Below are 1,257 nucleotides of genomic sequence, written 5' to 3' on the forward strand. Positions count from 1 at the left end.
TTGCCTGTTGTCCGTAAATCGTTCATGGTACCCTTTCTATAAATAGTGAAAGGAGACTTAGCATGAACAAAAAACAGACCCCTGATGATGTCGCAGCTGTAAGGCTTAGAATGATCACGCCATTATTGGACGAGCACCTTGATACCAGTCAGCTTATTGAGCTCAAGAAAAAAATCAGTGAAGATAATAATCTCTCTTACAGAAGTATTTCCAGATACCTTGAAGCCTATACACGTGATGGTTTTGTAGGACTCAAGCCAAAAACCGGCTATACACGAGAAAGCAAGACCTTGCCTGACAACTTTGGAGAAATTGTTGAACACGCCATTATTCTACGTAGGGAATGCCCTACGAGAAGTGTAACAGATATCATCCGCATCCTTGAACTAGAAGAAATCATTAAACCCGGCACCGTACACAGGAGCACACTTCAGCGCCACTTGCAGTCAAAAGGCTTTGGCGCTTCCCAAGTGAAACTCTATGCTAAAAAAGGTGCCGCCTCAAGGCGATTTGCCAAAGAACACCGCGGCATGCTTTATCAGGGCGATATCAAATATGGACCGTATCTGCCCATTGGCAAAGACGGTACCATGAAGCAAGTATACCTATCAGTCTTCATTGATGATGCGACCAGATATATCGTAGCTGCAAAATTCTATGATAACCAGAAAGTAGACATCATAGAGGACAGCCTTAGATCAGCCATCATGGCCTTTGGAAAACCGGATAAACTTTATGTCGATAACGGTAAGCAATACCGAAGTGAATGGCTACAAAAGGCCTGTAATCGACTCGGCATCCGTTTGCTTTTCGCGAAACCTTACCATCCAGAAGGAAAAGGCAAAGTTGAGGCTTTTAACAGACGCATGGATGCATTTCTCGCGGAAGCTGCCTTGAGCAAGCCTAAAACACTTGAAGCACTCAATGATGCTTTGAATCTTTGGATTGAAGGATACTATCATCAAAACGCACATTCATCTCTAGATGGTTTGTCGCCTAAAATCGCTTTCGAAAAAGACAAACGTGCGTTACGATTTGTAAATGCGGCGGATCTCACTGAAGCCTTTCTTCATACTGAAACTCGAAAGGTCGATAAGACTGGTTGCATCAGCTTCGATGGCAAAGCATACGATGTTGGCACAAAACTAATCGGCCGCAGCGTCGAGGTCAAATATGATCCGACTTGGAAAACTGAAGTTGAAATCCACCACAAGGACTTTGAACCATTCAAAGCCGGCATTCAGGAAATTGGCCCGA

1 protein-coding gene is annotated in these 1,257 nt (G+C 43.9%); it reads left to right on the forward strand.

Going from position 1 to position 1,257, the window contains the following annotated elements:
* Positions 1-62: 62 nt before the first annotated feature.
* A partial coding sequence (locus KHM83_RS19555) for a DDE-type integrase/transposase/recombinase (RefSeq protein WP_213238723.1) occupies positions 63-1,257 on the forward strand: 1,195 nt, incomplete at its 3' end.

The organism is Fusibacter paucivorans (genome assembly GCF_018390735.1).
Taxonomy (GTDB): Bacteria; Bacillota; Clostridia; order Peptostreptococcales; family Acidaminobacteraceae; genus Fusibacter; species Fusibacter paucivorans.